At 41.5% G+C, this 22,063-nt stretch carries 19 protein-coding genes; 8 read left to right on the top strand and 11 right to left on the bottom strand.

Annotation, left to right across the window (positions count from 1 at the left end; all coding sequences use genetic code 11):
* Positions 1 to 139 precede the first annotated feature (139 nt).
* The 6 genes from ABXS85_RS04610 (at position 140) to ABXS85_RS04585 (ending at position 8,975) form a co-directional block, all read left to right on the top strand.
* Positions 140 to 1,141 carry a porin gene (locus ABXS85_RS04610; protein ID WP_353668863.1) on the top strand — a complete coding sequence of 334 codons (1,002 nt, stop codon included), beginning with the start codon at positions 140 to 142 and terminating at the stop codon, positions 1,139 to 1,141.
* A gap of 271 nt (positions 1,142 to 1,412) precedes the next feature.
* Positions 1,413 to 2,189 (top strand): helix-turn-helix domain-containing protein, encoded by a 777-nt coding sequence (locus tag ABXS85_RS04605; RefSeq protein ID WP_353668862.1) that lies wholly within the window; start codon positions 1,413 to 1,415, stop codon positions 2,187 to 2,189.
* Positions 2,190 to 2,593: 404 nt separating this feature from the next.
* The gene (locus ABXS85_RS04600) at positions 2,594 to 3,514 is read left to right on the top strand and encodes a substrate-binding domain-containing protein (protein WP_353668861.1); all 921 of its coding nucleotides are present in this window, start codon (positions 2,594 to 2,596) and stop codon (positions 3,512 to 3,514) included.
* Between the two features lie 16 nt (positions 3,515 to 3,530).
* Entirely contained in the window at positions 3,531 to 5,516 is a 1,986-nt protein-coding gene (locus ABXS85_RS04595; RefSeq protein ID WP_353668860.1) for a methyl-accepting chemotaxis protein, read from the top strand.
* 236 nt (positions 5,517 to 5,752) lie between these two features.
* A complete protein-coding gene (locus tag ABXS85_RS04590) occupies positions 5,753 to 7,720 on the top strand; it encodes a methyl-accepting chemotaxis protein (RefSeq protein WP_353668859.1) in 1,968 nt (655 codons plus the stop codon).
* Between the two features lie 172 nt (positions 7,721 to 7,892).
* A complete protein-coding gene (locus tag ABXS85_RS04585) occupies positions 7,893 to 8,975 on the top strand; it encodes an ABC transporter substrate-binding protein (RefSeq protein ID WP_353668858.1) in 1,083 nt (360 codons plus the stop codon).
* A gap of 74 nt (positions 8,976 to 9,049) precedes the next feature.
* Here the strand turns inward: ABXS85_RS04585 and ABXS85_RS04580 are convergent, their stop codons facing one another.
* From ABXS85_RS04580 to uraH, 3 genes are all read right to left on the bottom strand, one after another.
* Positions 9,050 to 10,027 carry an aldose epimerase family protein gene (locus tag ABXS85_RS04580; RefSeq protein ID WP_353668857.1) on the bottom strand — a complete coding sequence of 326 codons (978 nt, stop codon included), beginning with the start codon at positions 10,025 to 10,027 and terminating at the stop codon, positions 9,050 to 9,052.
* Between the two features lie 273 nt (positions 10,028 to 10,300).
* Positions 10,301 to 11,455 (bottom strand): FAD-dependent urate hydroxylase HpxO, encoded by a 1,155-nt coding sequence (gene hpxO / locus ABXS85_RS04575; RefSeq protein ID WP_353668856.1) that lies wholly within the window; start codon positions 11,453 to 11,455, stop codon positions 10,301 to 10,303.
* Positions 11,456 to 11,795: 340 nt separating this feature from the next.
* Positions 11,796 to 12,152 (bottom strand): hydroxyisourate hydrolase, encoded by a 357-nt coding sequence (gene uraH / locus ABXS85_RS04570; RefSeq protein WP_353668855.1) that lies wholly within the window; start codon positions 12,150 to 12,152, stop codon positions 11,796 to 11,798.
* 457 nt (positions 12,153 to 12,609) lie between these two features.
* On the opposite strand from uraH, the gene uraD reads away from it, so the two are divergent.
* Entirely contained in the window at positions 12,610 to 13,131 is a 522-nt protein-coding gene (gene uraD / locus ABXS85_RS04565; RefSeq protein WP_353668854.1) for a 2-oxo-4-hydroxy-4-carboxy-5-ureidoimidazoline decarboxylase, read from the top strand.
* Positions 13,132 to 13,226: 95 nt separating this feature from the next.
* Here uraD and ABXS85_RS04560 read toward each other — a convergent pair whose 3' ends face one another.
* The 8 genes from ABXS85_RS04560 to ABXS85_RS04525 all read right to left on the bottom strand — a co-directional run bounded on the left by ABXS85_RS04560 (position 13,227) and on the right by ABXS85_RS04525 (position 20,074).
* Entirely contained in the window at positions 13,227 to 13,865 is a 639-nt protein-coding gene (locus ABXS85_RS04560; protein ID WP_353668853.1) for a hypothetical protein, read from the bottom strand.
* Positions 13,866 to 14,389: 524 nt separating this feature from the next.
* A complete protein-coding gene (cfa, locus tag ABXS85_RS04555; RefSeq protein ID WP_353668852.1) occupies positions 14,390 to 15,601 on the bottom strand; it encodes a cyclopropane fatty acyl phospholipid synthase in 1,212 nt (403 codons plus the stop codon).
* Between the two features lie 259 nt (positions 15,602 to 15,860).
* Positions 15,861 to 16,178 carry a hypothetical protein gene (locus ABXS85_RS04550; RefSeq protein WP_353668851.1) on the bottom strand — a complete coding sequence of 106 codons (318 nt, stop codon included), beginning with the start codon at positions 16,176 to 16,178 and terminating at the stop codon, positions 15,861 to 15,863.
* Positions 16,179 to 16,356: 178 nt separating this feature from the next.
* Positions 16,357 to 16,575, bottom strand: a complete 219-nt coding sequence (locus tag ABXS85_RS04545; RefSeq protein WP_353668850.1) for a hypothetical protein — start codon at positions 16,573 to 16,575, stop codon at positions 16,357 to 16,359.
* Positions 16,576 to 16,600: 25 nt separating this feature from the next.
* Positions 16,601 to 17,203: a DUF2589 domain-containing protein gene (locus ABXS85_RS04540; protein ID WP_353668849.1), complete on the bottom strand. Its 603-nt coding sequence runs from the start codon at positions 17,201 to 17,203 to the stop codon at positions 16,601 to 16,603.
* 33 nt (positions 17,204 to 17,236) lie between these two features.
* Positions 17,237 to 17,740: a DUF2589 domain-containing protein gene (locus ABXS85_RS04535; protein WP_353668848.1), complete on the bottom strand. Its 504-nt coding sequence runs from the start codon at positions 17,738 to 17,740 to the stop codon at positions 17,237 to 17,239.
* A gap of 82 nt (positions 17,741 to 17,822) precedes the next feature.
* On the bottom strand, positions 17,823 to 18,461 hold the full coding sequence (locus ABXS85_RS04530; protein WP_353668847.1) for a DUF2589 domain-containing protein: 639 nt from the start codon (positions 18,459 to 18,461) through the stop codon (positions 17,823 to 17,825).
* Positions 18,462 to 18,886: 425 nt separating this feature from the next.
* Entirely contained in the window at positions 18,887 to 20,074 is a 1,188-nt protein-coding gene (locus ABXS85_RS04525; protein ID WP_353668846.1) for a helix-turn-helix domain-containing protein, read from the bottom strand.
* 519 nt (positions 20,075 to 20,593) lie between these two features.
* Between ABXS85_RS04525 and ABXS85_RS04520 the strand changes: the two genes are divergently transcribed.
* On the top strand, positions 20,594 to 22,063 hold the full coding sequence (locus ABXS85_RS04520) for an SLC13 family permease (protein WP_353668845.1): 1,470 nt from the start codon (positions 20,594 to 20,596) through the stop codon (positions 22,061 to 22,063).

Genomic DNA, 22,063 nt, shown 5'->3' with positions numbered 1-22,063 from the left:
CTTCCATTCTTTGCACTTGGTTCAATATTGTTGAAAGCAAGAATGTGTTTCACTCAGTGAAACACATTGCTTTCTCTTTAAACAATATTGATAGTCTACAGATGTTCTATAAAACAATTATTAAAAAAAGGGCATTATTATGATTAATAACACACGCAAATTATTGGCAATGACATTGTCAGTTCCATTCCTAATGACTCAAGCTGCTTTCGCAGCAGACGATTCCGATTTGGTTGTAAATAAACCGAACTTTTCCTTTCTAACCAGCCTTGGGGTGTTAAATGTCGAAGATAAAGACTTTGATCCAGAGGCTTTTGAAGCCGAAGTTGGTATGAATGGGGTAGTTAAAGCTAAAGAATTTACCATACTTTATAACCTTAGAGCGGATCTATCGGATGCCATTAACAGCCGAGATACTACCAGCAACGAGGGTGAGGCAGACATTCACATCAAAGAAGCGCATGCTATCTTTCCAACAGCTTACGGTGCTTTTGTTTTAGCACCACGAATTACCAGTGGACAACAACGCGACCTCTATTCCAATGTAGATATATTTGAATACAATGAGGCGCATTCTGGTACCACTTCGACATCGGGTAATACGCTATTTGCTCAACCTTCTGAGGGAGATGATGTGATTGCTTGGGCGTCTCCTAAATTCATGGGAGTTAAGCTGGTTCTTGCAACGCTTTCTATCAATGAAGATAACGGCGATGATGTTGATGTAGAGGCTTATCGTGTGATTTACAACGAGGGTAATGTGAACCTGGGTGCGGGTCAGGTTATTGTCAGTAAAGGTCTGGCTAATGCCTCTAAAGACTATACGCGTACAGCGCTAACCGCAGGTTATAAATTTGATAAGCTTGATCTCGGTGCTACCTATGAAATGAATAAAGATACCTTTGGTACAGCAGGAGATTACGACACGTTCGGTGTGACGGCACGTTACCATTTAAGTCATGGCTACTCGATTGCAGCTGGCTACTATAATAAAGACTCAGATGTTGATGCCAATGATAATAAGGGTACGGTTTATCAGATTAAGAAGCAGGCTGGTAAAAACATTGCGTTTTGGGCTGAAGCCGCTAATTACGATATTACAGCTGATAATGTCGCATTAGGTGTTAATATAAGCTATTAATAATAAATCCACTATTAATAGCTTAGTGTAATAAAAAGAAGCCGTTCAAGTAATACTCCCCTTTTTACTTGGACGGTTTTTTTATCTCAAAAAACACTGGACATTCCTATTTTTTGAATGATCTTGTGTTGTGCTAAAGCATTATAATCAAATCTTATAAAAATAATAAATGACATATTGTTAGCAGGATGAATGCTATGACAGTGTTCAACTTTTATCGGTTTTCTATGCCTGAGTAATGATATATTTTAATGCTTAAGTGGTTTGCGTTATGGTGAAATCAATCGATTCTGTTACGCGGGCGATGCAAGTGCTGGAAAAGCTACAAAAGACATCTCCGCTTTCTCTTTCTGAATTGCAACGTTGTACTGGGATAAACAAGGCAACACTGCTGAGAATATTGAAAACACTTATCCTGAGTGGCTGGGTCGTAAAGTCTCACAGTGAGAACAAATACAGTTTATCCTCTTCCGTTATTGAAGATACTCAGCCTAAATCTCAAGAAGAACGCTTAGCAGAAGCAAGTGTATCTGTGTTGGAATATCTTTATCAGACACTAAATTGGCCATCTGGTATTGCCGTTCGAAAAGTTAACAGGATGAAATATATTGAAACGACTTGCCATCGTTCGCCCTTTTTTAATTGTTGGCCTTCCGTGACTGAACTGGAATTCCTTTACTCTGGTGTGGGTCGTTGCTTCCTAGCTTTTTGTGATAGTGAGGAGAGATCTGATGTCATTTATAACTTGAAGAAACTGAAAACGAAAGAAGGTAAGTTGGCTCATGATAGTATTTGGTTAAACCAGATAATTGAGCAAACTAAAATCTTAGGTTATGGCGTTCGACAAATTTCCCATTACGACAACCAAAACATTAATGGCTTGAGCATAGAGTCTGTGTCAGTACCGATCAAGCGACCGGATGACACTCTTATCGGGTGTTTGTCATTGGCTTGGCCACAGGGCAGTATGGACCATGCCTATTTAGAAAAAAGTGTGATTCCCATTTTACGAGATGCAAGCACTCGTATTGTCAATAACATGCCTTAATAGCAAGCTTTGCGAGCTGAATTTGAGCGAATAAACACCATTTCAATTGAAGAAGCCGTCGTTCAATGGCGGTTTTTATCCGCAAAACTATGGCCGATGTGTATGCAGGCGGTATAGTGGATTAGGCTTCAAATGTATTCGTTCAGTATTTGCTCATGTCTTCGAAAATTGCCACCTTGAACGGTGGCAATTTTCCTTCATGCCGAGTGATATCCCCTTTTGCAAACATACTTTGACTCTCTCTCTCGAAACTGCGCATTCCTAAGGTAACTGCTTCTTTAAATTATAGTTTAGACGAGCAAAATGACTCTTAACTGATACATTTGTACACATTTTCATCTTATGCATTATTAAAAAAGGTCGTCTACGCTTAGATTGTTTTTCGAACACTTTGGTAATTGAAAATGATCGTCAAATCTTTCTTCTTGGTCATGGCTCTTGTGTTATCGATGCCCCTTAACGCTAGCTTAGTTGCTGTTAGTCTTCCTAGATTCAATGATAATTTTATTGATACCCTGCGATTCAATATTGAAGCCAGTCTTGATGAGATAGGTCACGTAGCCTTTATTGATCAGGCAGAGTCTTCCAAGCAAAAGCAACTGGATCAAGTGGAGTATTTTGTAGAGTCCAAGGTGGATGCTTTGATCGTTGTTTTGGTGGATAACTCAGAAGCTTACGCTCAGCAAATTATTGACCTTGTCACCAGTAATAACATTCCCCTTGTTTTATTAAACGTAGAGCCTGATGTGGCTGCACTGCCAAATGGCGTCACTTATGTCGGATCAAATGAGCTTGAATCTGGCACCATGCAGATGGAGGAGCTTGCGCGTTTAGCCAACTACAAAGGCAATGTTTTATTGTTGATGGGAATAGAAGGGCATCATGCTGCCACCATGAGAACCTTGGACGTAGATACTGTGTTGAAACAATATCCAGATCTGAATGTGTTGGTACGTGAGCGCGGTAATTGGGAACGCAATGAAGCGCTGAAAATTATGACGCGATGGCTTGATGAATACCAAGGTCAATTTAATGTCATTGTGGCGAATAATGATGAGATGGCAATTGGTGCGATCACCGCAATTGAAGAGGCTGGACAAGATCCTAGGCCATACTTCATAGGCGGAGTGGATGCCACTGCCGATGCATTGAAATTCATGGGAGAAGGTAAGCTGGATGTTACTGTGCTTCAAGATGCCCCCGGACAGGCGAGAGAGGCCGCCCAAGCCGCCATTGATATGATTAATAATAAGTCAGTTGAGCGAGAAATTTGGGTGCCTTTTAAATTAGTAACACCTGACAATCTCAGTCAATTTACAAAATAGTGTCAGGGTAACGTTTATGTCTTTATCCATTATTCAAAAAGTCTATATTGGTTTTGCTTTTCTTACTCTTGCTCTGGTGGTGTTAGTGACAACCAGCTTGCTGTCCATGGGAAGAGTGAATGACAGGTTAGTTTACCTGACGGATAAAACAGTTCCCTTAACCCTTGAAGCTAACAATATTAAGACCAATGTTCTGCTGGCTGATCGTCAATTAAATCTAGCGCTTGCCAGTGAGGATATTAGTGAAATTGACAGTCGATTGACTGCATTACAACAAATTTATGTCATTTTGAATGAAGAAATAGACATCCTCATTAATCAGACTGACAGAGAGTCATTGGCGGCTGAATTGACTAAAATACAACAGGAAATAGGCCAGGTTGAAGGTCTTATTAATGGGGCTATAGCCACTCATCGACAATACAGTATGAATGTCAGCGCTGTTAAGCTGAAGCAAAATGAGGCCAGTAAATTGTCTACTTTGTTGGATTATTATCTAAGAAAGTACGGTAGCGGATACTATAGTGACAATGCTGATTGGCAGCTTGAAATTACCACATTTAATCGAAGTGCTTCTTTAATTATCAATGGTTTTGCGGATTACTTAGTGACGGGGGATTTTGAGCAATTAGACAGTATCGTAGCGGGTCAGGACATTATTTTAAATCGTAGCTATGAAAGTTTGTTAAGAATAGATAGGGATATAGGGCGTCTGTTTCAATTGATGCTGACGCCTTTATTGGATCAATTGGAATCACCTGATGGATTGTTGGCTTTATACCGCATACAGGAACAAGAGAGTCAAACAATAGATCAGACGGTTAATGATGTTTCTGAACGTATGGATGCTTTGTTGACAAGCCTTGAAGCGTTATTGAATTTTTATCGTCAGCAAATGGATGAGAGTAAACAAGCGACATCGGCAGATGTTCGTTTTAGCTTGATTTTACAAGCTTGTATTGGAGCGATAGGAGTGATATCGGCGATATTTGTCGCTGTCTGGCTCACTCGAAGCCTAAGAGGTTCCTTGAGTCGTTTTAAAGACGCCATTATGAAAGTGAGTGATGGGGATTTATTAGTAAAATTTGATACCTCGGGCAAAGATGAATTCGCCGAATTAGGTCAATACCTCCAGAGTTTGATGAAAACTTTACGGGAGACTTTTTCTTTATTGTTAACCACTTCGGGGCAATTGCAAGAAACCGCTGAAAAGAATGCGCAGTTTAGTCAAAAGTCTACGGATTCAGCCGTTTCGCAAAAGGACGTCTCAACTCAAACAGCCCAATCTATGGAACAAATGGAAGTGGCTGTAGGGGAAGTCGCAGTCTTGTCACAACAAACCATGAAAACCGCTGCTGATGTTAAGCAATCCATGGGCAAAGCCAAACTCAAAATACGTGAGACAATTTCGTCTGTGCATGCGCAAGCTGAACAAATTGATTTAGCCAGTAAGGCAACTCAGGAATTAAATGAGCACGGGAAACGCATTGACAGTGTGATAGAAACCATTCAAGACATTGCCGAGCAAACCAATTTGTTAGCGTTAAATGCGGCTATTGAAGCCGCTAGGGCTGGAGAACAAGGCCGTGGTTTTGCGGTAGTGGCAGATGAGGTGAGATCTTTGGCTGGTAGGACTAAACAGTCGACAGAAGAAATACAGCAAACCATTGAACAGATGCAAAAACTGATTGAAACAACGGTTGGTACGATGAAGGACAGTCAGGATATGACCAGCAATATGGTGGTCGTATCGGAAGAATCGGAGGCGAGTATTGAAGAGGTAAGTGCAGACCTTGAAAAAATTGCCAGTATGAATGAGCAGATTGCCAGTGCGACGGAACAGCAAAGTGCGACAGCAACGCAGGTTAATAAGAGTGTTCAAGATATTAGTCGCTCTGCGGAAGATAACGCGATCGAGGCACAAAATATGGCTAAAATTGGCGTGAATATTCGCTCTTTAGCAGAGCAACTGAAAGCATCGATATCGAATTATCGTGTTTAGAATTCATTTCATAGAAAGCTTATGAAATAAACTGATCAACAAGGATCTATTTAAATTTATGATAAGTAAATTTTATAGTCATAATATTTTTTATGGCAAAAAAATGATTAAGGCATTCGCTTAATTGCATGATTTAAAGTTTTATAAGCTTGTTCATGCAGAAACAGATTAAATACAATAAGAAATTCTAATGCACTGTATGATTAATCACCGATAGATTTATTTGGAAGATGTCTATGAAAATTAAGACGAAGTTATTAATTACGTTTTCTCTTGCGACCCTATTGCCTATCCTTATCGTGAGTTCTATCACTGGATTTCTCGCCTCAAATCAAGCCCTTCAAAACTTTGCTAAAAACAGTGAACAAACCTTAGGGGCGGTGGAAAAGACCTTTGACCAATTTATCAAAGATATTAAATACACAGTGGGCTTTTTGGCCGCCAGTGATGTAGTAACAGACCCGCAAGCCAAACCGCTAACTACCTATTTCGAGCAGCAGGGCAAAGCCCCTAAAGAGGTGGCGAGTAATAATGGTGGTCGAGAGGCTGCCTTATATAATTTATTTGAAGCGGTGGGCACGAATAACCCTAACTTTGTCTATGTTTACATGGGTGATGAAGGTGATGGTTATGCTGAATGGCCGGGAACCTATGAGTATGCAGAATGGCATCCGAAAAAAGAACCTTGGTATCCAACAGCAATAAACAACACAGGCCAAACAGTATTGCGAGAAGCTTATTATTGGGAACCTGATGATGCGGTTTATGTTTCAGCGGTAAGAGCTTATCGAAAAGGCAGTGAGATCGGTGGAGTAGTGGCCGTTGATTTCTCCATCAAAACGCTGACTGAGATGGCAAACCAGACTCAGTTAGGCGAGTCGGGCAGTATCATGGTGATCGAAAATACGGGCACCGTGCTGGTTGATGCAATCCATCCTGACAACAACTTCAAGAAAATCGGTGAATTACAAGGTGATGCTTACCAGAAAATTGCCCAAACCTCCGCTGGAATGCTGCATTTTAACCTAGATGGTAAAGACTATTACGCCAATGTGGTCACGTCGCCCAATTTGCAATGGAAGTTCGTTGGCCTGATGCCGACTACCGAAATCTATGCCAGTACCTATGAGCTAATTCAGACCACTGTGGTGGTGTGTGTGATTTTATTGTTCGTTTGTTTTGCGGTTGCCTTTGTTATTTCTAAAGGCTTGGTGACGCCCATTGAGTCCGTGTCCAGTCATTTAAAAATACTGGCGGAAGGGGAAGGGGATTTAACCTCTAAGATAGAGATAGAAAATAAAGATGAGACGGGGGAGTTGTCCGGTTGGTTTAATCAGTTTATCGATTCCACACGTCGTTTAATGCTTGGTATTAAAAAGTCCAGCTCACAAATTGATAAGGTCGCAGCTGACACGGCAAGCAAGGCCCAGCAGGTGGCTCAGTCTACGGCGGATCAACTGCAATCTATTGAGTTAATTGTTGAGGCGGGTCAGCAGATGGTTATTGCTTCCAGTGAAGCGGCAGAAAGTTGTAGCCATTCCGCGCAATTTTCTGAAAAAGGCTTAGAGACCACGTTAGCAGGCAAAGACTTACTCAAAGGCAGTGCCGATGGTGTGAACCGTTTGGGAGAGCGTATTAAATCCTCTAGCGATATGATTATTGAGTTGGAAAAGGAAACCACTAACATTAATCAAATCCTAGCGACCATTCAGGACATTGCTGAGCAAACCAATTTATTGGCTCTTAATGCGGCCATTGAGGCCGCCCGCGCTGGTGAACAAGGGCGCGGTTTTGCGGTGGTGGCAGATGAAGTGAGAACCTTGGCGGGGCGGACGCAAGAATCCACGGAACAAATCGCCAGTATATTGAACTCATTAGCAAGCCGTACTAAAAAAGCCTCTGATTCCATGATGAGCAGTTTGCAAGAGTCACAAAACGCCATGAATTTATCAGATCAAGCGTTACACTCGTTTGAAGAAATAGAACAAGTAGTCAAGCAGATGCGTGATATGACAATGCAAACGGCGGCATCAGCAGAAGAGCAAAGAGCGGTAACAGAAGATATAAATAAAAACATTAATGATATTGGTCACTCTGTTAAGCAAGTGGCTACTCTTTCTGATGACGTTGCAGAATTATGTGATAAGCAAGACAAACTGGGTAAAGAGTTGCATTCGATGGTGGTGAAATTCCGCACCGAATAGGGCTTTGCTATAGTCAAACTTGGTATTAAATGATCAGCCGCTTAAGTGATTAAGCGGCTTTTTTTGTTGCATTCTTGGTATTTTTTAATGCCTTTAAGAGAAAGCTATTTTTAATTTAAGTAATAACGATTATCATACTCAAATAATATTGATGAAGTAATAAGGTACGAGTATGAAAAAGTTGTTCATAACGCTTTTGTTCGCCGTCATGGCAAGTTTAAGTTGGGCTAAACAAGTTACCCTGGATGATGTGTTGGGTCGTGAAGTGACCTTTAACAGTCCTGCCCAGCGAGTGATTGTGGGTTTTTACCCAGAGGATTACATGGCAATTGGTACGGAAGCCGCTTATGACAATGTTGTTGGTATGTCCAAATACATATGGCAGGCTCGCCCTGCCAATTGGGACATGTACGTAAAACACCGTCCTTCTTTAGCGGATATTCCCGGCATAGGCCGTGTTGATACCAAAACCTTCTCAGTAGAGAAGGTGATTGCATTGCGTCCTGATGTATTATTGCTAGCGGATTGGCAATTCAAAGGTTTAGGTAGCGATATTGAGCGGATTGAACAAGCGGGTATTCCGGTTTTGGTTGTCGATTACAACGCACAAACCCTAGAGCGCCATTTGAAAAGTACCGAACTTATTGGCGTGGTAACAGGCCAGCAAGCGCGTGCAGCAAAGATTGCCAAAGAATATCAGGATCGTGTCGAAGGCATCAGTAAACGCTTAGCTGATGCCAATCTACCGAAACCCAAAGTGTATACAGAATTCGGTTCAATGGGGCCAAGTGAATTGAGCTACACCTTTGGTAAAAACATGTGGGGGGCCATTTCTACTATGGCGGGTGGTGACAATATATCAGCACCTTTTGTCGAGTGGTGGGGTAAGCTTAACCCAGAGCAGGTGATTGCAGCTAACCCAGACGTGATTGTGATGACTGGTTATGAATCAGCCAACTCTCCGGACGCTATGATTATGGGACAAGGCGTAAATAAAGAAGACGCTTTAAAACGTTTACAAGGCTTTAAACAGCGTACCGGTTGGTCAAGTCTTTCCGCTGTGAAGAACAATATGATGTTTGGTGCTTATCACGGTGCTTGTCGTACCATTATGGACAGTGCCATGATTGCTTTTTATGCTAAGGTGATGTATCCAGATGTGTTCGCAGACTTGGAGCCAGAGCAAGCTTATTTTGATTTTTATCAGAAATATTTGCCTGTAACACCAGAAGGGACTTTTATTTTAAGCCTGTAATAGGATTCGGTTTGAATACAAGAAGGCGTAAAGAGAAGGGGCCAAGTTTTGGCCCTTTTTTATAATGGCAACATTTAACGAAACAGGTACTGAGTGGTTTGCTCATAAGTCTCCCCTTGTGCCAGTAAAATCGGCGGGAAATGAGAGTGATGAACCGCATCAGGCCAATGCTGTGCTTCCAAGGCTAAGCCGGCATAAGCACCAAGAGGATGTTGGTTGATGTTGGCGCTGGCAGCAAGGTCAACGTGTCTTGCATCATAAACCTGCAAGCCAGGTTCGGTTGTCAATAAGTGCAAGCTAAGGCCAGTTAAAGGCGCTTTCAGTACGGCCACTTCTTGCAACACTCTTGGCGCTAAAGACAAACAAAAATTGGTGTCTAGCCCTAAGTAATCGTCTCGACCAATGGTTCGTAAATGATTGAAATCATAGGCACTTCCATGAGTTGGAGTGACTTCTCCGGTGGGAATTAAATCGTCGTTTACAGGTAAATAATGATCAGCGACGACTTTCAGTTGGTGATCTAAAATACTGCCTTGCCCATCTAGATTAAAATAACTGTGTCCTGCGATATTACAAAGGGTAAGTTGGTTACTGGTGGCTTGAATGCGCATTTCCAAGCCCTGTGAAAGCAATTGATACTCTACTTGAATCTGCATTCTTCCCGGATATCCCATCTCACCGTCTTCTAACGTGACTTGCAACTGAACCGCATCGTCACTTTGCGCAATAATGCGCCAATTTTTGCAATCTGTACCTGCTGGTCCACCGTGTAATTGATGTGGACTGGGAGAGGAGGGCGTAAGCAGATATTCTTTATCGCCAATCATAGCCCGGCTGTGGGCAATACGATTGGCAACACGACCAACAATCGCACCAAAATATCGGCATGAGCCTAAATAATCTGCGAAGTTAGGTGAGCCAAGTACTACTGAGTGTGGATAACCATCAAGGTGAATAGACTGAATGCTGGCGCCTAGGGTGAGAATGTTTGCACGAATGCCTTCGCGTTTTAGGTGGATCTGTTTCACTTGCGAAAGATCGGTTAATGGCATGCTTTTACCTTTTTACAAGGACCCTATATTCGGTCCACGATTGCTTTTTTGTTATTTTACTGGCCTTGAGTATAGCCTGATTCGTCTTTCTTTGAGGGAAACCATTATTCTGAACTTGACCATGAATAGCAACTCAAGATGCGCGGATTGCACAATATGCTGTATCAAAAACCAATAAAAAAATGCCTACCCGAGAGATCATCAAGGGTAGGCAGAATCATCCAGCAAGCATACTGGGGGAGGTTATGACAAACCATTAAGACAGGGATACTGTTAAGACAGTGGCCCGCCAATTATGGTGTTACGTAAGCCTTCTATAATGTTGTCGCCCGTTTCCTGACGTAACTCATCGTACCAAGCTTGCGTTTCTTGCATGTCTTTTCCGTGTGTCACATCACAGCGTTTACGGGCTTTTAATACCAAATCTTTAACGCGGAAACGTCGTTCAGATTGATAATTGAGCAATGCGCTTTCAATGTCTGTGTTTTTTGCAAAGCATTGCCCTAAGACAACCGCATCTTCAAGTGCTGAACAGCCGCCTTGTCCTATGTCTGGTGTGGTGCTGTGGGCTGAGTCACCTAATAGAGCAATCTTGTTTTTTACTAAGGTATCGAAAGGCTCAATATCATGAATTTCAATGCGATTCGTGGTCTCAGGGTTAATGGCAGCAATGAGTTTTTGCACAGGCTCAGTCCACCCCGCAAAGTATCTGGTTAAATCTTGCTTAACGCTGCTTCTGTCTTCATCAAGGCCTTTTGGTAGTGGAACATCGAAAAAGAAATAGAAGCGGCCATCGGCAATTGGCATGATGGAAACCCGTTTGCCTTCACCAACAAATGTGGTCCATTGGTTTGCTGGGGCGATATCTTCATCAATATCCACTAAACCATTCCAGTTTACATAACCAGCATAGCGGCGTTCTGTTTCATAACCTAAGACATGAGCGCGCACTTTTGAGTGAGTACCGTCAGCGGCAATCATAAAGTCACCCGACGCTTGTGTGCCATCCGTGAAATAGGCAGTCACACCAGCGGCAGATTGTTCAACCGATTCAATGCGTTTACCAAACTGTATTTTCTCTTTGCCCCACCAGTCTATCATTTGGTTTTGCAGATCAGCCCGTGACACAGGGCAAGGGCGTTCGCCAACGGCTTCCACCAATGGACTCAGACTAAACTGGGTCATTACTGCTCCGCTTAAGCCATCTTGATAGGCCATAAAATGCATTGGTCCACCAAGCTGATCCATAATGTGTCCCATGCCGAGATGATTCATACATTTAACACCGTTTGACCATATTGAAAGTGCGGCCCCGACGGGTTTGATTTCTTTTACTGCTTCAAAGATGTCGCATTCAATACCTTGTTGTTTAAGAGCCGCAGCGGCGGACATTCCACCGATACCAGCGCCAATGATCAATGCTTTCATCTTGCTATTACCTCATTGCTATTACAGATCTTGATTGTGTGCCTTGGTGCATTGTCCTTTATGTGCATGGTTCTCTATGCACATTGTTCACTTCAATCATCTTAGTTGCATTGCTATTTTTATCATTATATTCGCAATAAATGTGCCATGAAACAAATGATCCCGTTAAATATTTTATGAAACCATTGTTTTATTTATCTTATGAGGAAGCAATTGTTGAACAAATGGACAAAAATATGACTCATATAAAGTAAGCCCTTTAGCTTGAATGCATCTCTTTGTGAGTTTATTTGGTGCGCTTGGGCTATTTTGGTGCAATTAAATTGCCTGGAGAATCACTTTAGCTACCGCGATAAGTACTATAGGAATAGGGCGAAACCAATAGTGGGATATGGTAGTGCGCCGCTTCATCACTGATACCAAAACGAATCGTGACCATATTAAGAAAGCTTGGCTGAGGCATCTCAATGCCTTGCTGAGCAAAGTAATCTTCGATGCCAAACTCCAACTCATACACCCCCTTGCTGAAATGCTCTTCTGCTAATAACGGAGCATCACAACGACCATCATCATTGGATCTGGTTGTGTGTATTAGACTTTTATTGCCTTTATCGTCATAACGATACAGCTTAATTTCTACCTGACTGGCCGCAATGCCTTTAGTGGTGTCTAAAATATGTGTTGTGAGATAGCCCATGTTTGATCCTTATGAGTATAACGGGTGAATCTAATGATTTTTTTGAAGGCACTGGCCTCGTTGCTTGAAATCATAATGAAAGCATTGTTTCATATTAAATAATAGGTGTGCCATTTGTTTTATGGTGATTCTAGGGAAGGTATGAACAAGTCCACTGACTTCAGCGTGTGGATAACTCTCTTTTATTCGAGGCAAGTTTCGCCGTCCAATATTAAACATATTGGCAAGAAGCTTAACAAAGAATAAAGAGAGCTTAGACCACGCCCTTCGGGTCTTTCAGAGAAACGGCCTCTCTGTGTTAAGAGTGATTGAAAGGTATTAACATTCCTGCTCACTCTTGCCTTGATAGGCCGTTTCTCTGATAAGACTGATGTTCAGAAGACTTATTCGTACCTTCCCTAGCCTTTTTAATCAATCTAGATGTATGAAAAACGAGTATAGAAGTTGGAGACAGAAAATGTCATTGCAAGAAGTTGTTCTTACCACCTCAGATGAAAGTGAATTTGTGACACTGTTAGGCAGTGTTTACGAACATTCTCCTTGGGTTGCTGAACAACTTTGGCGACACAAGTTGGCGCACCCTATCGAGATGTATAACAGTATGGACAAGATTCAACTGGCGATGCAACAGATTGTTGATAACAGTACCGATGAAGAAAAGCTGTTATTGTTAAGAGCGCACCCGGATTTGGCAGGTAAAGCGGCATTGTCTGGTGAACTTACAGAGGCTTCAAAGTCAGAACAAGCGGGTGCCGGATTAGACCAATGCAATGAAGAAGAGTTGGCTCACTTTCTTCAATTGAATCATGACTACCGTAGTAAATTTGGCTTTCCTTTTATTATGGCAGTGAAAGGAGCCAATAAGACGCAAATTTTGCAAGGCTTCCTTGAGCGAACCCCAAATGATTGGCAAAGGGAATTTGAGCGAGCCATCAGCGAAGTGCATAAAATTGCGGCTTTTCGATTGGCTGAATTTTAAGCTTTAAAAAAGCAAGCTTGCTGACCTGAAGTATCGGGTCAGTGGGCTTTCCGCTATTTTTTGTTTTGAGGAGCTAGCTATTTTTGAGGAGCCAATTATTTTTGAGGAGATAGCCGAACAACAACCTGTTCAAAGCCGTGCGCTTTAATTTTCCTTTTTGCAGCATTGCCCGTTTCTGTCCATGTCATCAACTCACCTTGTTTGTCGATATACACATAGTGTTGAATCTGATCTTTTTGGGGGCCTGCTCCTTCGGCTTTCATAATGCCATAAATCCCTTCACCTAAATGGTGGGTTTTGCTTTGCCATAGTTCATCGATCGTCGGATATCGATTGAATATTTGCAGTACCATTTTAAGACGATACTTGTGATCCAAATAGTCACATATGGCTTCGGGAGTCAGGGCAAATCCATAGTGTTTTGTCCAATCCCAGTGAATGACAGCTAATAATTGATACAGTGTCATCTTGCTGTTTTGACAACCAACATCGCCAGTAAAATGGAGTGAGTTTTGTAGTGCGGTTAGTACTTGATCAGAGCCTGCTAATCTGTCTTGATCAATTTGCATTCTGAGCCAGTGTTCAGCAAAATTTGTGCTGCTACCATAGAGGCGTTCGAAATCTTCCAGCGTCATTTTATTATTGTCGATCAATAACTGAATCATGTGAGTGAAACCACAGATGCCTTTACCATCCTGAGAAATCTGTGATTTATCTGTGAAATTCCTGCCCATATGGTTTCTCCTAACCTGCCTTGTAATCATGTCAGGCTATTGTCAGGCGAATGCCCTAGACTCTCTTGGCGAAACGCAAGGAAATTACGGTGTTTTTGCTAGTCGAAAAGTCATGTGAGAGACTTTTTGTTCTGTAATATCTTATTGTTTTTATTATAAAAATAGATTTTTAATAATTCGTTTAATTTGATAAGAATGGCTGTTTGAGATGATAATAGAGATGACAGACATTCGTGGAAAGAAGCCGTTTTTTGCTTTCCAATGCCAGTTTGATGAGCCTGTCTGGAGTGCTATCGTAGAGAGCAAAAAACCATAGCAAAAATAACCATAGCAAAAAAACAATAGCTGAACTGATCCAGTAAACAAGCACGCAAAGTCGTTGCTCGCCGTACCTTCTGCACCTTGAAAAATAGACCTACCAATAGAGTAGATTTGTTCACCCTGTGAGTAAGTCAGTCTTCTTAATACCTTATTTTTGTAGCACTACAAGTTACTTATAACAGTCCAGACAATTCTATCAAGGTCTATCTAGGGCTTTGATAACGGGATAAAGGTACTCGACGTTTACGTAATACCACTTGATATAGTTGTAATGAACGGCTTTGGAATGCACCCGCACAGGTTTTTAAGTAATAAGACCACATGCGATAAAAGCGGTCATTGTATTTCGACTGCAAGCTCGTCCAATGGTGATCAACATTTTGCTGCCAAGCAAGGAGGGTTTTGGCGTAGTCTTGTCCAAAATTATGTACATCTTCGATCACAAAATAGGGTTCAACGGCTTCACTGATATCGGTTAAGGAAGGAATGACCCCATTTGGAAATATGTATTTATCAATCCAAGGATCTGTGCCTTGTGAGCTTATATCACTGCCGATAGTATGCAGTAAGAAAATACCATTGTCTTTTATTAAGCGATGAGCAGTTTGCATAAATAGCGGATAATTTTTGCGTCCTACATGCTCAAACATACCAATGGAAACCGCTTTGTCATATTCACCTTCCAGACTACGATAATCCATTAGTCGAATGTCCACAGGTAAGTCTTTACAACGCTCTTTGGCGAGCTTGACTTGTTCTTTGGAAATGGTGACTCCGGTTACATGTGCCCCATATTCTCGGGCCGCTAATTCAGCAAAACTTCCCCAACCACAACCAATTTCGATGATAGAATCGGTAGCTTGTAAATGCAATTTTTGGCAAATGAGACGTAATTTATTTAGTTGCGCTTGATGGAGATCATTGGCATTTTCCCAATAGCCACAGGAATAGGCCATGGTTGGGTCGAGCATGGCTTGGTATAAATCATTACCGACATCATAATGTTGCTCGCCAACTTGATAAGCACGCTTGACCGATTGTCGGTTGAAGAGTTTGGCTTTTAGCCACTGTGTTAATAAGGTTCTGCGCTTGATGATTTTGCGATCCAATTCCGCACTTAGTAGTCGGCGAATACATTCTTCAAGGTTTTTACAATCCCACCAGCCTTCCATGTAAGCTTCTCCTAAACCGATCGAACCTTCTTTTAATATACGATTCCAAAGGTCAGGGTTATGGACTTGAGGATCCCAAGCATTAGGACCATTGACTTTAATGTCAGCTTGATTAAGGAGTTGAGAAAACCATTTTTCTATTGGCGATACGCTAAGAGGTGGAGGGGAATTGTCAGAGAGAGATGAATGAGGAGAAGACCTTGATAAGGATGTTTCTTCATTGATTTGATTGGGGGTATTCATCTATTTCCTCCGAACATCTAGGCGGTAATATCAACAGAATGTCACTCCATTCATACTACGTATCCAAGCTTCAAAACAAAGCGGAAATAAACTATCGTCTTAATAATATTTTTTAATGCGGTATGAATGAATCCTTCTTTAGAGAGGCCGAAAGGGCACCCTAAGAAGCTGTGATGATGGCGAAAAAAACGGCCAGATAATCTGACCGTTTTGCCAAAAAAATGGGCGGAAAGTGGGGAATGACTTATTGAATGGCTGTTTATTCTTTGACTGCACTGTCTGCAACAAGATCACAAGACCAGCCCCAGCCAATTTGTTTTTCAACAAACTCAGCAGCTTTATTTTCACAGTAGCCTGCTTTGTTTTTAGCGTTCCAAAGGGTTTGTGTGGTATCGCCTTTGGTGTATTGCACTTCACAAGGAAGGCGATTTCCTTCAGGGTAAACCACTTCAATGACACGGGTTTTGTCTGCGTGCACACAAAGGGTTTTGCGGTTATCGATGGCGTTGGCTGAGGTGGCTAAACTCGCCAATACGAAGGTCAGCGCAAAGGCGAAATATTTATGCAATTTTGTCACAACGAATTCCTTTCAAATATCAAATTGGAGTTGGGTATTGCTCAACAAACCATTTCCATGAGAAGCAATGGTTTGTAAATGAATGTAACTGATTGTTGTGTCTGGATCAATGCAAAATCTTTACAAAAGAAATAAGTAACAATAAACATAGGATGAAATGGTCACTTATTTGGGGATTTCACTCGTATTTTTGTGCTTGCTCAACGGCATTTTGACGAATTTGTTGAAATTCGTTGAACGCCTTAGCCACTTTTTGCGTTTCTGACAAAGACAGAGAAATCGAAGTGTGACAGTTAGGATTGGAACATTTAAAGCTTTGTCCCGCTAAAAGTAAGTTAGATTCAATGAATATAGGGGATTGGCAATCAGGGCACTTTATTTCAGTTTTAACACTCATTATCTTGCTCCTTGTGGAAGTGAGGTTACTCTTTTGATGGCAGAGGCGCTAAATTTTTGGTGAAAATATCCAAAATGGCTGTCATGCCTTTGGGTAGGGGCAATTGCCCTGCGGTAAGACTGACTTCGTAATCGGCTCCTGCAGAAGAGTTACTAGCGTTTTTACTTTTGCTAAATAGAGAGCCATGCAGTTCGGTATCAAATTCATGCGCCTTATAAGTGTTCATCAATCCTTTACTGGTAGCACGTTCTTTACGTTCTGACGCGGTTTCTTTGGTAAATTCTCTTGAGCTTTTGACTTCCATTTGAAAAGAGATTTTTAACGTTTCAATTGCCAATGAATTAATCGGAATTAAGGTCATCAGTGGCACTACAAAATCCATTTTAATGGGAGTAGCACTTGGTGTGCCTTGAGCTGTTAGTGTTTGTCTTTCCAATCGAAACTTAATCATAATGGGACGTAAGTCGTCGTTTTCCTCAGACGCCTTTTCAAAGCAGTTATTGATGATGAACTGTGTTTGAGATTGCGCAATCATGGCATTGGCATCGGTGGCGGCTTTAAGGGGAGCCCCGATGAGTGCTTTCATTGGCAATCCAGAAAATTGATTTGCGATACTTTTAGTGGCCATAGGGTGTTCCTTTTAATCATCCAAGAACCTGAGTTAGCCTGGAATTTGTGCTCTCAAGGTTCGCTCATAGCCTTCGATGAGACGTTTTAAGCCTTCTGGCGGCTCGCTGCCGGTTAAGGTGATTTCAATTTTGGTATTGGCAGAGTCGAGGTTTTCTTTATTGCTGCCACCGATAAAACTGCGTTTTTTGTTTGGGTCTGGAAAAGACACCATGAGTTTATCGTCTTTGCTGGTGGTCACTTCCAGCTCGGTCGAAAATTTGACCTCTGTGATGCGCGGAGCAGAAATAGGGCAGAGTGCCAAAATAGGGATCTCAGCGGTGACATTTTCTATCCCATCCGCTGTGCGACTAGGAAACTCCATGGCGCAGGTTTTAGGACGTAATACAGGTTCGGTATTGTATGGATCCTTCGGGTCGTCACGTTCTTCCTCATCAAAGAATCGCTTAATGAAATCGATGGTTTCACCCTCAACGGATTTAGCGGCATCTTTAACACTCTTGTGAATGGCGCGCATCAAAGCTTGAAATTCAATCATGTTATTTCCTATCGACAGTTTAGGACGCTATAAGAGGAAGCGAGATCGGTTCGCTTCCAGACTACTCCTTAAGGTAAAACTGCTATTGAGCAGGTGTCGTCGTTGCTTCATCTTTTAACATGATAGGATCGATGTTTTTGGTGAAGGCATTAATAATGGTGGTCACACCGGTTGGAAGTGGCAGCTGTCCTGCGTGAACATCCACTTCGTATTTGGCCTGATTAGAGGCTTCATAATGCTCTTTCTGAGAAGAAGAAGACTTGCTGTTATGAGAAACAGAACCGTGTACCTCAACGGAGAACAGACCTGCGTTATATTTGGCCGTGATGTCTGCTTTGGCTGCCGTTTCTTGCTCCTGACTGCTTTCATTATCTTTTGATGTGGAGCTTTTCACTTCCATTTCAAAATGCACTTTAACATCATCAACCGCTAGTGAATTAAGTGGAATCAGAGTGAGTAAAGGCAGGGTGAATTTCACTGTCGCCGTTGGCGGGGTTGCTTCGGTACCGTCCGCTTTAACAATTGAACGAGTGATATTGAAGGACACCATAATGGGTTCCAAAACATCTTCTTTTTTGTCAAAGCAGGTACTTAACATGAACTGAGTTTGTGTACGTGCCATCATGCCGTTGGCATCGGTTGCCGCTTTTAGCGGGGCACCGAGAAGAGATTTCATCGGTAAACCACTAAATTGCTGGGCCATTGAAGCTAATCCAGACATTTTTGTCTCCTTGTTTATTAATATGTGAACCTCGATAGAGCGAATTTCATGCTCTGCATATCATCTTCATCCTCTTTTTTATTACTGAAATTCCTTTCGTCTTATGTCATAAAAGGTTGCTTGAAGACGATTTGAATTCAGTGTTCAAAATTTCAGTCACAGGGTGACAGCTTGATGAGATGATGTTGTTAGACTAAATAAAACTTTGCTTGAAAACTTGGTCAAATAGGGGACATTTTCATGCTCTATTTGACCGCCTTTTTATGTATTTAGGTTTCTCATAAACTGTCATTTTTTGAAGTGAAGAGAATGTGTTGTGGTGAAGGGAGGAGCGATTAAGTCTTGTGAACATAAGTCTGTATCTTCCCTAACAAATCTCTGACGTTTGCGTTAGAGATTTTCTACCAGTGAGCTTTCATTTCTACTTATGACACATAAGCTTGCTTACGTTTTTTGCGTTGTTGATTGCGGAATTCTCTAGGGGTACAACCAGAATAACGTTTGAACATTTTTTCGAAGTGACTCAAATCACCGAACCCGGATTGCAGGCAAATATCAGTAATACTGTGATTTGGGGACTTGGCAATTTTACGTTTGGCAAATTCGATTCTCATCTGATTCAGTAAAGGCTTAAAGGATGTGCCTAAATGCTCTCTGAAAAGAAAAGACAGATGAGAAGGGCTGGCAAAAGCGGATGCGGCAACGTCTTCTAAACAAATTTCATCCAGAAAATGAAGGCTCAGGAAATTCAGCGATTTTTGAATACTAGGATGAAGGTGATCATAAATATCCAACTGATGGCTGAGAAGTTTATCAATCAGCTCGTCTTTGAATGGCGGAGAGGTGACATCAATAATACCAAGATCCAGAATTTCCTTAGCGGTAATCTTGCTTTCACAAAAGGAAGCAAGAAAGAGTATTAGTCTGTGTAACTCTATGATATTGCCGGGCCAATCGTAATGCTGCAGTAGAGATAGGGCAGAGCTAGTAATATCTAACTTTATGTCTAGACTGGATAAGATGTAGGCAATGTGTTCTGGAATATCTTCCGCTCGCTCTCTTAAAGGGGGAAGATGAAAATTAAATTGCGGTGTGGTGGCGCCAAAAATATCATACATCCATTGCTGCGACGGATGGGAAAGGTCCTTTTTAGAGCAGGAAATAACAAGATGAATCTTATCTTGATTTAGCTTCATGAAAAAATCATCATTCGACAAAAGAGAGGTCAAGACATCTTTGTTGCCGTCACTTAAATCATCAATATCTTCAATATAAAGAGTGCCGCCTTTTGCTAACAGCAGACTTTTTAATAAGTGCTCTTTGTAGGATTCTGCATCAATTAAATTGACTGGAACACAGATGAATTTACCCTTTTCTTTTTTGTCCAGGTGATGAATATGCCATGCAACGGCAGCTTTTTCACAGCCATTTTCACCAGAAAGAAAGATGACAAAAGGAAGCTTTGAGGCGAATTCAATTTGTTTCTTTACTCGAATAATAGCATCAGAATGCCCAAGAATAGGGTAATTTTGATAACCTTGAGAAGTAAATTTTTGGGGTGTAACGCGTAAATCATTAGGGGCTATAAAATTATAGGATAGCTCATTTATCATAATGTAATTCCTTTTATGATTTAGGTTTGAACTTTAATCCTAGAACTCAAATTAGGTTTTATAATTGGTTGTTCATATTGAGTATGCGGTGAAATATGGGAATGGACAGTGCTTCTTATTATAAAAACGCGGCGATGGCCGATTAATAGAGTGAATAAGCTATTAAGTCAGTGAATAAGTTGGGCATCAATAGAAGCTAAGCATTTGTTATTTTTTGTAAAATTCTCTAATACATTGTCTTTCTGAATCGGTATGGGATTGATCAAGTGCATTTTGATAAACTTTTAAACCTTCAAATCGATAAAAACTCTCTGTTAAATAGACAGTGAATATGAAGGAGTTTTAATTGATAGTTTTATAACAATGTGTTGTTTATAATCGCCAGGATAAGTTAATCAAAATGAAGAGGAATAAGTTTAGATAATATAATCATAATTTTTACGTGTTTTCGCCAAGTTATATCTTTAGTCATTTAAGAGGATAGTTTTATCTTGTTAATAAATGATTAGAGACTATGCTATGAATGATCTTCTTGACAAACCTAGCTTTGAATCCACTGAAATAGAATCCAAAACCAAGCAGGATACTCTTTTTAAGCTGATTGGTTGGCTGGTGACCTTAGCGCTTCCATTATATTTGTTTTTCAATATGCCTAAGCAGGTTGTTGATTTAGCAGGTTCTGAGGGGGTGACTTTTTTGGCACTGATTGTCGGTGCTGTGAGCATGTGGGTGTTTAGGCTCACGCCCAACTTTGTGCCCTCTCTGTTAGTGACCATTTTAGCCGTGGTTTTAAATTTAGCTCCGCGAGAAGTGGTGATGGCCGGGTTTGGCTCGAATGTCATTTTTTTAGTGCTTGGCATGTTTTTATTTGCCGCCCTGATGAGTACTTCTGGCTTGGCGAGAAGGATATCTTTATGGTTGACCACCCGCTTACCCAATAATCGTTTTACCCAACCCTTTATCCTATTTGGCTTGGGGGCGTCATTATCTTCTCTTATTCCCTCACCATTAGGACGATCCGCCATCATGACACCTTTGGCGCTGGACTTAACCAGATTGTCTGACAATCCCCATCGTCATGCGACACTGCAAATCAGTTCGATGCAGGGCAGTTTTTTGTTGTGCACTATTTTTCTAACGGGAAATCCTCTTAACTTTGTGATGCTGGGCTTTTTGGATATGCAAACCCAGTTTTATTTCCAATGGGGGAATTGGCTGCAAAGTACCTTAATCGCAGGTGTCATCTTATTGATTTTTTACCTGCTGTGGATGCTATGGCGCTGTCGACATGAGCAAACCGTGTCCAGCAGCGAAATTAAAAGATTAAAGCAAGAATTACAATCCCTAGGAGGGCTGGATAACAAAGAGAAAGGTGCTGTGATCGCCATGATGTTATTAGTAGGGTCCATCTTAAGCATGTCATTGCATCACATTGAATTGGCTTGGGTCGCCTTATTCATCGCCATGACCATCTTTCTTTTTGATGGCTTAACAATCGAGGATATGCGCAGTCGGGTCGATTGGCCCACCTTGCTGTTTATTGCTTCCATTGTCTCTTGGGGCCCCATGATTCAGCATTTGAATTTAGATCAATTGGCTCTTGATCACCTGAAGTGGTTAGGCACATACATATCAACCAGCCCACTTTCTGGTATTTTGCTACTCAGTTTGGTGGTGTTTGGGATTCGCCTATTTTTTCCCGGGCCACCTACTTTTGTGATCTTAATGAGTGTCTTGATTTCAGTGTCAGGGGGGGCTGCTATGTCTCCTTGGGTATTGGGCTTTTGCCTTCTACTACTCAGCGAGTCTTTTATATTTTCTTACCAACATGGCGTCTCGGCACAAGTGAGTGCAGCGTTAAACGATGAAAAGCTATTACATAAAGACATGCAGAAAGCCTTCCTGACATCCAATATCTGGTTTTGTTTTGCCCGGGTGGTCGCCCTATGCGCCTCGTTAGCTTATTGGTCGCAACAAGCATTGATTTAA

Source organism: Marinomonas sp. THO17, from assembly GCF_040436405.1.
Lineage (GTDB): Bacteria > Pseudomonadota > Gammaproteobacteria > Pseudomonadales > Marinomonadaceae > Marinomonas.
This window is presented reverse-complemented; position numbering and strand designations above follow the sequence as displayed.

Bases quoted from the DNA above. Each gene is read 5' to 3' on its own strand.
- ABXS85_RS04610 (WP_353668863.1), top strand. From the start codon at position 140: ATGATTAATAACACACGCAAATTATTGGCAATGACATTGTCAGTTCCA.
- ABXS85_RS04605 (WP_353668862.1), top strand. From the start codon at position 1,413: ATGGTGAAATCAATCGATTCTGTTACGCGGGCGATGCAAGTGCTGGAA.
- ABXS85_RS04600 (WP_353668861.1), top strand. From the start codon at position 2,594: ATGATCGTCAAATCTTTCTTCTTGGTCATGGCTCTTGTGTTATCGATG.
- ABXS85_RS04595 (WP_353668860.1), top strand. From the start codon at position 3,531: ATGTCTTTATCCATTATTCAAAAAGTCTATATTGGTTTTGCTTTTCTT.
- ABXS85_RS04590 (WP_353668859.1), top strand. From the start codon at position 5,753: ATGAAAATTAAGACGAAGTTATTAATTACGTTTTCTCTTGCGACCCTA.
- ABXS85_RS04585 (WP_353668858.1), top strand. From the start codon at position 7,893: ATGAAAAAGTTGTTCATAACGCTTTTGTTCGCCGTCATGGCAAGTTTA.
- ABXS85_RS04580 (WP_353668857.1), bottom strand. From the start codon at position 10,027: ATGCCATTAACCGATCTTTCGCAAGTGAAACAGATCCACCTAAAACGC.
- hpxO (WP_353668856.1), bottom strand. From the start codon at position 11,455: ATGAAAGCATTGATCATTGGCGCTGGTATCGGTGGAATGTCCGCCGCT.
- uraH (WP_353668855.1), bottom strand. From the start codon at position 12,152: ATGGGCTATCTCACAACACATATTTTAGACACCACTAAAGGCATTGCG.
- uraD (WP_353668854.1), top strand. From the start codon at position 12,610: ATGTCATTGCAAGAAGTTGTTCTTACCACCTCAGATGAAAGTGAATTT.
- ABXS85_RS04560 (WP_353668853.1), bottom strand. From the start codon at position 13,865: ATGGGCAGGAATTTCACAGATAAATCACAGATTTCTCAGGATGGTAAA.
- cfa (WP_353668852.1), bottom strand. From the start codon at position 15,601: ATGAATACCCCCAATCAAATCAATGAAGAAACATCCTTATCAAGGTCT.
- ABXS85_RS04545 (WP_353668850.1), bottom strand. From the start codon at position 16,575: ATGAGTGTTAAAACTGAAATAAAGTGCCCTGATTGCCAATCCCCTATA.
- ABXS85_RS04540 (WP_353668849.1), bottom strand. From the start codon at position 17,203: ATGGCCACTAAAAGTATCGCAAATCAATTTTCTGGATTGCCAATGAAA.
- ABXS85_RS04535 (WP_353668848.1), bottom strand. From the start codon at position 17,740: ATGATTGAATTTCAAGCTTTGATGCGCGCCATTCACAAGAGTGTTAAA.
- ABXS85_RS04530 (WP_353668847.1), bottom strand. From the start codon at position 18,461: ATGTCTGGATTAGCTTCAATGGCCCAGCAATTTAGTGGTTTACCGATG.
- ABXS85_RS04525 (WP_353668846.1), bottom strand. From the start codon at position 20,074: ATGATAAATGAGCTATCCTATAATTTTATAGCCCCTAATGATTTACGC.
- ABXS85_RS04520 (WP_353668845.1), top strand. From the start codon at position 20,594: ATGAATGATCTTCTTGACAAACCTAGCTTTGAATCCACTGAAATAGAA.